The following is a 9,147-nucleotide window of genomic DNA, read 5'->3' on the forward strand; positions in this document are numbered from 1 at the left end:
TGATGACATTTGATCTAACGATAACCAAACTGTTTCATCATTAAAAGTTGTTTCTATTTTCACCAAACCATCTTCTGTTGTATAAATAATCATTTTTGAATTATTATCCATTCAGTAAGTCTCCTCCTTTTCTTTTATACTATTATATATTTTTTATAATCATTTGTATCATTTTTCTTAACATTATCAAATTTACTTATTTTAGCTATGTAAGACTTTCCCCTATAACAATAAAAAAATCCCTTTACCTTTATTCTCAGTAAAGAGATTTTGTTTACATTTATATGTTACTGTTATCCATAGGTACTATTTTACCTACTTGAACTCTCTATATCAAATCCTTATTTGACCGATTTTAAGTTCAATAAAATATTAATAAATAAAAATAAAGTTCAATTTTATAAAATATATACTCTTTTGAAAGATTTGGTATATCAACAATGTATCAATTTTTCAATATATTTTTATCAATAATTCGTTAATCAAACTACTTCCGTAAAACTGAAAATCATACTACTAAGGGGTTTTACGGTATACCATTCTAATATTCTTGGAACCACAAATCGGACATTCATCGGGTTGCTTATAAATCGCCACATCATGATCTTGCATAAGACAGTCTTCACATAACAAGTATTCTTTACTAAAAAGAGCTTTTCTTTTAGCCTCAAGTTGCCTTTTTATTTCCCACCTACTAGGATTTTTCCCCATAATAAAATCTGGTGTTATAAACAATGATGTTTTAACTTTTAAAAATGTATCATCAAATTCTGTTTCTTTGTATTTGTAATCATCATACAAAAACAACACATATCTTCTTTCACGCTCTGTTTTCCATTTACTGTCTTTGACAGAAAGAATCCAATATTGCAAAATCTCCTGCAAAAACTGTTTTTTATCTTTACCAGACAAATCAAACATATCTATAATACTAAATAAATATTGTAATTCTTCTTTTGCTTCTTCGACATCATATAACATATCAAAAGCTATAACTTGAGAGATATAAGGTCTTTCTATTGTATCTGGTAATTCAGCATCAGCACCAGTTTTTTTTGTTAATTTATGTATTCCAATTGGTCCAATCAAATCTACAATTCTATCATTCTTATATCCATATAGACACTCACCATAACCACTTTGCATATGATTGTTATTGACAGCTTTACTAAAACACGATACGTAGTATGTTCGTGTCGCTATGAAATCTATATCTTTTATCCAATCATACTTAATCCATGATTCGTCTTCAAACAGTTCTGGAATAACTTTCTGTTCTCTTTCATCATTTAAAAGCTCTGTCTTTTTCATCCATATCTGATGATTACTGATACTGCTTCTAGCAACCTCGCTTGGTAAATACTTGCAAATAAAATCATCATTATATCCATGGCGTGATTTTAATATAAAATTACTTATTTGTATCATTAAGACCCCTTTTGTAGGGCGCACATTAGCTGCTTGCTTATTCATCTTCAACAATTTTGCCTCTAATTCAATAAGACTATATAGTTCTTCTCTTGTAAACTCCCACAATTTTTCTCTTTTACTTCCGTGCATATTACTAATATCAAATAACATAGATGAATATGCATACGTAATTAAATCTACTTCGTCTTCATTTTGGCACTGTTCAATTGTTCTTTTCACTATTTCCATCAACTGTTCCGCAAAAGACCTCTCTTTTTCAACAGTAAACTTCTGATATGCTAGATGGTATAATCTAAGTGGTAGCATAAGCCCTTGCTCATACGGTAGAATACGTAAAGAATCTCCCTCCTTCTTGTTAATTACCGCATCGTACCACGAAGCGATTTTTTGCAATCTAGTCACTTGCGTTATGAGATTATATAAATATGTTTTTAAAGAAGTTATCTGATAAGCATTCCCCACTAAGTAAAGATAATTAATGATTGCAACTTCATACTCGGTTACTCGAATCAAGCCATTTCCAACATGTTGATTCAGATCATGTTCACATGTTAATGACAATAATACTTCTCGCGTTTTATATGAGGGATTATTTTCAAATTCCTCAACACAATTACAGAGGGCCTCTAATACTTGTTCATGTGCATTAGCAGGCCATTTTTCAGGTTTTTCTACTACACTTTTCTCATATTCCATAATTTTTTCCTTCCCTCCAATAATAATAATTATTTCATACTAGATGTTTTTTTCATAAATAAATAGTATCAAAAGAATATCACAAAATCAATATATGGTATCACATCATTTAATTCATACTATAAATACAAGTTATATGAATGATTATTTCATTTTACATTATGCTCCATCTAAAAATATAGATATTAATAATAAATTAACCACCTCTTGTGAAACTGCTTTTTTGATAGCCAAAATCGTTATTATCAGATAACTGCCAAGAATTTTAGAAAGAAATGATTTATTCCTCTTCTATGTTCACTTTTCTATACAGTCGAATATAAAAGAAGAGACAGAACATATAAAACAAGCTTCAATAATGGATTCATTGAAGGAATGAACAATAAAATTAAGCTTATCAAAAGAAATGCACATGGTTTCAGATATTTCTACAATTTAAGAAAACGCATATTTTTACATCTTGGTTATAGTTATGCTTTCACTTACAAAGACAGAAAAAAAGGAATCCCTATTTTTTAATAGTTATTCCTTTATCCTCCACTCTTGACACGGGGCCATTAAACGATTGTAGTATCCCCACTTTGCAAAATCACCATTTTATAAAGTAAACCAATATCAAATTCTCAAAGTATTTTATAATACTCGTAATACTGATACCAACATTGTATTTTTCCAATTGTTTAATTATCTATACTGAGAATAGTAACAAAAAAATTAATAAGAAGCTGTATTAATAATTTAACTTATCAGGAATAAAATATACTACTAGTATAAAAATAATCATAGAAAGAAAAGAGAAATTAATAGATTGAAAAAACTAATAATAATAAGAAAATAAAATGAAAATATTTTACAAAAGCTGATAAAAGATACTTAATCAACAAAAAACACTTTTAATTTTACTTATTCAAAGCTTTCGTATTTCTCTTACTAATTTATGACAATACTACTAATATATTAATATTTTTAAGATAATTTATATTTTTGTTCTTCAATATATGTAGAAACAGTCTCAATTAGCTCATCTAAGAACGCAACAACGATAATTTCATTTCTTTTAATATCTAATATACTATCTTCTCTAACAGCTTCAACAAATGACACAGACCCATGAGCTAAATTATTACGATTTTTTTTGATTCTTCCAAGAATATCTGGTCTATAATTTTGGCTATCAATTCGAATATTTATACCATGTATTTCAAAAGCTTCCCTTATTGAAATACCATCAAAATTTCCTCCCGTTAATGTTTTTCGTGAACACATATCTAAAACCTTATGATCTAAAATAGCTGTAATTATTTCCTCATTCCTTTTAAGAAAAGTCGTGAAATTAGCATTTGGATCGCTGGCTGATTTTAAAATCATTTTTCTCCATAACGTCTTAATTGCATCGTTGACATCCTCATATGATAAATGATTCATTCTAATTTCATCATAGATACTATCTATTAAATTAGATACAGTATATTCAATAATATTATAAATCATTAAAGAAACATTTGATTTTAAAATGTTAATCAAAGATTGATATGTCAGATTTATACCACTTTCCTGATTATAAAAAAATCCAGAAAATTCACTTACACCATTTTCTCTATTATTTTCTTTAAGTTCCAAAAATTCCATTAATTCTAAAAACTCTTCTATCTCCTTTTTTCTACTATTATATGTCTCTATAAATGTAATCATTTATGCTCCCAAAAGTAATTTGTTTTTTACAAAATCAACTCTTCCTACTAATTTACTTTTATTATTTGCAGCATCTGATCTAGTACATTTTGCAAATTCGTCACCATCTATCCATGAAGAAATATCTCTTACTGGCAAATTTGGATTTTCTTTCAAAGCTAATGCAATCCCTATTGACAAAGCTTCAAATCTAGCTCTTGGCGTTGATTTTGAGGTTAGTGTCTTTCTAAAGCCTCGTTTTCCTAATACTTTTTCTGCATAATTTAACATATTTTTAAACTTAGCTCGACTTAATGTGATTATTTCTTCATTTGTTTCTGAAAGTTGATTTTGTTTTTCAACATAGTTATCAATATACTTAGTTACATTTCCTGTATATCCTTCGTAATTGTTTTCGTAATTATCTAAATATGCAAAAAATCTAGAAACCATCTCAAACCCTTCATATCTATCTTCAGTAATTTTCGTTCTAGGAGCAAGATCATTAAATTTTGGTTCTTTAACACATTCTTCCAAAAAATCCTTAAATTTTCCTTCAAAAGCTCCTCTTCTTGCTTCTGCAGGTTTTACATGTAACCCCCTTGTATTTATTCGCTTAAATATTTCTTGGCGAACTTTTTCTGTTGTTCCTTCTTCTAAAAATACAACTCGTATATTCGTATTAAGAAATTTTCTTTGTATTGCAGGATCTAATTCTTCAAAAACAAATCCATTAGACTCTGTAAGAATTTCAAGATTTTGTAACTCCAAATCATTTTGACAAAATTGCACTAATGTTAATGTTCTCTGTGCTCCATCAACAATTTCTATTCTACCATCATCTGTATCTGCAAAAAACATTAAAGGAATTGGTAATCCCATTAAAATTGATTCAATAAAAAAACACCTGTCATTATTACCCCACACAAAATTTCTTTGATATTCTAAAGGAATATAAAATTCCTGCCTTTCGTACTGTTGTACTAAATAATTGATAGGATAGTCTCTTGTATCAAATTTAATGTCTTGCTTCTTTTCACTAATTTGTTTAGCAGAATTCATTGTCATATTTTCATCTTTACAAATTCTTTTTTCTACATTATCTTCCATTTATTGCCTCACCCATTCTTTCTAAATGTTGTTGAATACTTATTCCGATTGCTCTTCCTAACTCAACTGGAACCGCGTTTCCTATATGTGTTCCTAATTCTCTCTTGTTTACTGAATGCTCATCGTCCATAAAGATATAATCATCTGGAAATGATTGTAAAATTGCGCCTTCTCGAAGAGAAATAGCTCGATTTTGTTCGGGATGTCCAAATCTTCCATTACCATACCCATAAAATTGTGTAGTAATCGTAGGCGATGGTTTATCCCACTCCATTCTTCCATAAACGGAGGGAAATGTCTTTCCCGAATTCTTTTTATGACATTTCAATTTTAAATCATCATCCCATTCTCTCCACGTACCTCCTGGCACTGATTGTTGTATTCTTCTTAAATTAATTTCTGACAAAAAACTTGAACGATGTAACTGATCTTCATCACATATTTCACCTGCTTCTATGGGCTGTAAATGTCCAATAGCATCTCTAACTGTAAGATAATCACTTTTAGAATAAATAGGTGGTATCAAATGGATTTCACCCATTCTAGAAGCCAATAATACTAAACGTTTTCTACTTTGAGGAACTCCGTAGTCAGGGCAATAAACAACTTGATAGTCAACATAATAATTATTTATTCTTAAAGCATTTATAAAATCCCTAAAAACATTTTCATTAATAAGATTTGGTACATTTTCCATAGAAACAATATCTGGTAATGTTTCTTTTATTAATCTCTCAAATGAATATAGTAATGTCCACTTATTATCTATATGTCCCTCTTTCCTATAACGACTTGAATATCTAGAAAAAGGTTGGCAAGGGGCACATCCCACTAAAATTTTAATACAATTTTCGGGGTAAAGAGCATCTATATCTTGTCCCTTAATATTAGTTATATCTTCACAAAAAAATTCTGCGTTATTATTAGCTTCATATGCAAATCTACAACTCTCATCATTATCAAAGCCAGCAATGACATTAATTCCAGCTAATGACAAACCTTTCGTCAGACCACCAATACCGCAAAATAAATCTATCGCCACACACGGCATCTATATCGCCTCCTTCAAAGAATCAACCTTTCTAAATTAAATTGTATTTACTTTTCTCATCTAAATAATTCATTGTCAAATCTACTCAATCATAATTTTATTTAAACCATCTATTTTCACAATTTCACAAATAAATAGTACCAAATTATAAGTGGAAAATCAATCTCAATAATTTTTGAGTTTTGGTATTTTGTATATATTATGATGACCTTTTAAAAATAATTTCTATTATTGGCCCTCTATTTTATCTTTCAAAGCTTATTTTTTAATTTTGTTTTTCTAAAGCTAAAAAGTGTCATTTTCGTGGTTTTTTAAAAATTCTTTTGTTTGTTTTCTACCACAATTTCAGTTGTAATTGCTTGTAGTCTACTTTCTTATATCCTAGCATTTCTTGATCTTAATAATAAATAATTTTATATTATATTCATTGATGCCATAATGAAAAATATATGTAGAAGCTTACTGGTTTCCATGAGTTTCTGTTTTTGTCCAGGCAGCATCGAAAATAATATGATCAACATACTTGTTAATATAGTCACAACCTAATCTTTAAATATACTCTTTAAGAGCCATATTCGTATTCATATCAATTCTATCAAAGAACTTTTTCATAACCATTAAGAATGAATACATTTTAAAAGAGTAGTCATTAAAAAATGCTATACCACTCATTATAAGTCTCCTCTCTTACAAAAATGTATCCTTAAGGAATTGTTCTAATTCCTTATCAAGTCTTTCATCATGATTATTTAAAAAAGAAGTCATTAAAGATATTTTATCAATATGTTTTTTATCTTCACTAAATAATAGTGGATCATATTCCCAGATCTGTACTTCTATTTGTTGCTCTTTATCAAACAATTCTTTTTGGGTATGAAGATCTTTACTATTTGCTTTATCAATCGCATATATTTCGATTTGAGGTGGATTTATAAAACTATATTGACTTAAAGTAGATTCACCTGCTAAAACCATATCTTGAGTTCGTTGATCTTTCATCATATAGAATTGACTTTTTACAGGCGATTGAAGATAAGGTCTCATTTTTTTAAATAGTTCATCTTTATTCAATGATGTGGTCAAATAAATTTTACGACCATCTTTATGTTCTTTAAAAAATGTTGTTGCAACTAATTGTCGATATGAACGAGTGAGTGTCATATGAGAAACATCAAGCACCTCTAAAGCATCATTAATAAAATATTGATTTTCATTTTGATATAAAATCCAAATAAATAACAATTGAGCTGAAAGTGTTAATTTTTCCACATTTATGTTCTGTTCAAATTTTTGATTTGTTAGAAAAGTTGTCATAAAAGGCAAAAATACCATTTTGTCTTTCAATATAAAAGGAATATTATTTTGAAGAAGATTTTGTTTTCTAAAATATGATATTTCATTTAAATTGATATAAATTGGTAAATCTTCTATAGCTTGAATGCTTGATATCTGTTTTTTTAAAGAAGATAACGGCGGAAGCACATCATAAGGCGTTAATGACAAACAATAAATTCCATTTATTGAAGCTTTTTGAATAAAAAAATGATTACTAATATACAAAGGCACTTTCTTCACTTTATCCCATGATTCTAATTCAATCTTTAACCCTAAAATATTTAATGCATTCATCATTTCACCTCCATATTAACATTATATACAATATATTAACATTTTTATTGTTAATATTCAATATATATTGTTAATATGAAATGATGTAATATACAAAATAATTTTTATAAAATCACTTAATCAATTTATATTTCTCAATTCTCTATTTTATATATCCTTAAAAATAAGAGGAACCTGTTATAGATTCCTCTATTTTGCATCCTTGAGCCATTTTTTATTTTACCGATGTGTCTTTGCTCTCACACATCATCAAGTTCTCGGTCATTTTTTATTTTACCGACGAGTCAGAACCGTCACTCGTCATCATAGGATGTCTTGAGGTTAAATACCTCATTATTAATAAATATTATACTTATTTAAATAATAAAATCTATAATTTTCAATACCAAATCAACCAAACAATTTTTCAAAAATGAAAATATTATTTTTGGAAATAAATTAATAAATGATTTATCTTCAAAGCAAAAAGGAATTCATTAACAATCACAAAAAATAATCATTTTAATTCATAGTTCATGTCTATTCTTACAATGACAGTTTTAAATAGAAATCATTGATTTTTTTACATAAAACTAAATTTCAAACATAGTAATAGATGAAGTTACTTCAAATTCTCTAACTCCTTTATTGCATCTAAATAATCTCTTTCTACATCACTTAATGTTCTTGCTTTATATTTCTTATACTCTGTTTCAGCTTTTTCCATAGCTTGTTGGTGAGAAACCGAACCATTGCCAACTAATAATTGTTCTCCAGTGACCGTTAAAATATTATCTAGGTGTTTGACCCAATCTTCCATTGTCATCACTTGTTCACGCTGTGCTTGTCTTTCTGCAAAATCAAGATATCCTGATACAAGTTGCCCCATTGCCTTTAACTCTTTTTCATTGAGATAATTCTTTGCAATTTTTGCCTCTCTTAGTGTTGGTTGATTACCTGCAAAAGTAGTCAAACCCATAAATTCCTTTTCAGCATCTACTCTATGATAAATAACTTCAGCTGCAGTCTCTCCATGAATAGCATAATGAATCTTATTTTGTACTTTTTTAAAGAATTGGATAGAAACATCAGCTGTTGGATCATAATCAATACTTGTAGCATATATTTCAAGTATCTGTCTATAAAACACTTTTTCAGATGCACGAATATCTCGAATTCTTTCAAGCAACTCTTTAAAGTATCCTCCACCACCTAATTCTTTTAATCGTTCATCATCAAGCACAAAACCTTTTTTCATATATTCTTTAATAAGATTAGTTGCCCATATTCTAAATTGAACTCCTCGTTTTGATTTCACACGATAGCCAACAGAGATAATTACGTCTAGATTATAGTAATCAACATGATATGTTTTTCCATCACTGGCAGTTGTTGCAAAATTTGCAACAACTGATTCTTTAATTAATTCACCTTCATCAAAAATATTTTTAATATGTCTAGATATAGTGGATTTATCCCTCTGAAATAATGATGACATTTGATCTAACGATAACCAAACTGTTTCATCATTAAAAGTTGTTTCTATTTTCACCAAACCATCTTCTGTTGTATAAATAATC

Annotated in this window: 7 protein-coding genes and 1 pseudogene; 1 reads left to right on the forward strand and 7 read right to left on the reverse strand. The window is 28.4% G+C overall.

Annotated elements, in window-relative coordinates:
* Positions 1-516 precede the first annotated feature (516 nt).
* Positions 517-2,127 carry a hypothetical protein gene (locus B5E75_RS13475; protein WP_087360269.1) on the reverse strand — a complete coding sequence of 537 codons (1,611 nt, stop codon included), beginning with the start codon at positions 2,125-2,127 and terminating at the stop codon, positions 517-519.
* 351 nt (positions 2,128-2,478) lie between these two features.
* Here B5E75_RS13475 and B5E75_RS14870 point away from each other — a divergent pair.
* A pseudogene (locus B5E75_RS14870) lies at positions 2,479-2,646 on the forward strand (transposase); the annotation flags it as partial.
* A 447-nt stretch (positions 2,647-3,093) separates the two neighbouring features.
* On the opposite strand, the gene B5E75_RS13485 reads toward B5E75_RS14870, so the two are convergent.
* The 6 genes from B5E75_RS13485 to B5E75_RS13505 all read right to left on the reverse strand — a co-directional run.
* Positions 3,094-3,819, reverse strand: coding sequence for an MAE_28990/MAE_18760 family HEPN-like nuclease (locus B5E75_RS13485; protein ID WP_087360272.1), 726 nt, complete (start codon positions 3,817-3,819; stop codon positions 3,094-3,096).
* Positions 3,820-4,908, reverse strand: a complete 1,089-nt coding sequence (locus B5E75_RS13490) for a DUF262 domain-containing protein (RefSeq protein WP_087360275.1) — start codon at positions 4,906-4,908, stop codon at positions 3,820-3,822.
* Positions 4,898-5,959 carry a DNA cytosine methyltransferase gene (locus tag B5E75_RS13495; protein WP_087360278.1) on the reverse strand — a complete coding sequence of 354 codons (1,062 nt, stop codon included), beginning with the start codon at positions 5,957-5,959 and terminating at the stop codon, positions 4,898-4,900. The genes B5E75_RS13490 and B5E75_RS13495 overlap by 11 nt, the downstream gene beginning before the upstream one ends.
* 549 nt (positions 5,960-6,508) lie before the next feature.
* Positions 6,509-6,631, reverse strand: coding sequence for a hypothetical protein (locus tag B5E75_RS14975; protein ID WP_275086224.1), 123 nt, complete (start codon positions 6,629-6,631; stop codon positions 6,509-6,511).
* Between the two features lie 15 nt (positions 6,632-6,646).
* Positions 6,647-7,588 (reverse strand): hypothetical protein, encoded by a 942-nt coding sequence (locus B5E75_RS13500; protein WP_087360281.1) that lies wholly within the window; start codon positions 7,586-7,588, stop codon positions 6,647-6,649.
* A gap of 601 nt (positions 7,589-8,189) precedes the next feature.
* Positions 8,190-9,147, reverse strand: a 958-nt coding sequence (locus tag B5E75_RS13505) for a virulence RhuM family protein (RefSeq protein WP_087360284.1), incomplete at its 5' end; no start/stop codon positions are given.

The sequence above is a fragment of the Massiliimicrobium timonense genome (assembly GCF_002160865.1).
In the GTDB taxonomy this organism is placed as follows: Bacteria; Bacillota_I; Bacilli_A; order Erysipelotrichales; family Coprobacillaceae; genus Allocoprobacillus.

Excerpts from the sequence above, each read along its gene's own strand:
- B5E75_RS14975 (WP_275086224.1), bottom strand. The coding sequence starts at position 6,631 with ATGAGTGGTATAGCATTTTTTAATGACTACTCTTTTAAAATGTATTCA.
- B5E75_RS13475 (WP_087360269.1), bottom strand. The coding sequence starts at position 2,127 with ATGGAATATGAGAAAAGTGTAGTAGAAAAACCTGAAAAATGGCCTGCT.
- B5E75_RS13490 (WP_087360275.1), bottom strand. The coding sequence starts at position 4,908 with ATGGAAGATAATGTAGAAAAAAGAATTTGTAAAGATGAAAATATGACA.
- B5E75_RS13485 (WP_087360272.1), bottom strand. The coding sequence starts at position 3,819 with ATGATTACATTTATAGAGACATATAATAGTAGAAAAAAGGAGATAGAA.
- B5E75_RS13495 (WP_087360278.1), bottom strand. The coding sequence starts at position 5,959 with ATGCCGTGTGTGGCGATAGATTTATTTTGCGGTATTGGTGGTCTGACG.
- B5E75_RS13500 (WP_087360281.1), bottom strand. The coding sequence starts at position 7,588 with ATGAATGCATTAAATATTTTAGGGTTAAAGATTGAATTAGAATCATGG.